Genomic DNA, 793 nt, shown 5'->3' on the forward strand with positions numbered 1-793 from the left:
CGGTGGGTTCAATAGGTCATTGCAACACCTTCTGTAGCCTATCGGCCGGCGTTTCGAAGTCCAGGATTTTTCGGGGGCGCTGATTGAGCCGCAGGGCGACGGCGTTGAGTTGGTGCTGCGAGACGTGGGAGAAGTTGGTTGCTCTGGGGAAATACTGCCTGAGCAGACCGTTGGTATTTTCGTTGCTGCCGCGCTGCCAGGGACTGCGCGGATCGCAGAAGTAGACCTGTAGGTCGGTGGCAACGGTGAAGCTCTTGTGCCGAGCCATCTCCTTGCCCTGGTCCCATGTCAACGAGCGCCGCAACTCTTCGGGCAATGTGCCGATCGTCTCGGCGAGGGCCCTCACGACGGTCGCCGAGTCCCTTCTCGCCAACTTCACAAGCATCGTGAACCGGCTGTGTCGCTCGACGAGGGTGGCGATGTTCGTGTCGTTAGCACCGGTGAGCAGATCACCCTCCCAATGACCTGGGATGGCACGATCCTCCGCCTCGGCGGGGCGGTCGCGGATGGAGATCATATCGAGTATTTGTCCTTGCCCCGTCCGGCTCTGTGCGCCTTTGGCGAGGCGCATCTGTCGTTTGGTACGCAGGTGCGCTGTCAGTTCCTTCTTGAGCACCCCTCGCGACTGGATGAATAGACTGCGATAGATCGCTTCATGAGATATCCGCAGGCTTGGATCGCCCGGGTACTCTCGCCTCAACCAGCCCGCTATCTGCTCCGGCGACCATTCCAGCGCCAGCTTTTGCGCTACCCGCCACCGTAGCCGTCCAGAGCATGCCAGGCGACACTGCTT

General features: G+C 60.8%; 1 protein-coding gene. It reads right to left on the minus strand.

Annotated features, from left to right (window positions below):
* Positions 1-16 precede the first annotated feature (16 nt).
* Positions 17-793 (minus strand): IS30 family transposase (locus E5X88_RS33515; protein WP_292168561.1); only part of this gene is annotated, 777 nt, incomplete at its 5' end.

The sequence above is a fragment of the Mesorhizobium sp. genome (genome assembly GCF_004962245.1).
Classification (GTDB): Bacteria; Pseudomonadota; Alphaproteobacteria; order Rhizobiales; family Rhizobiaceae; genus Mesorhizobium.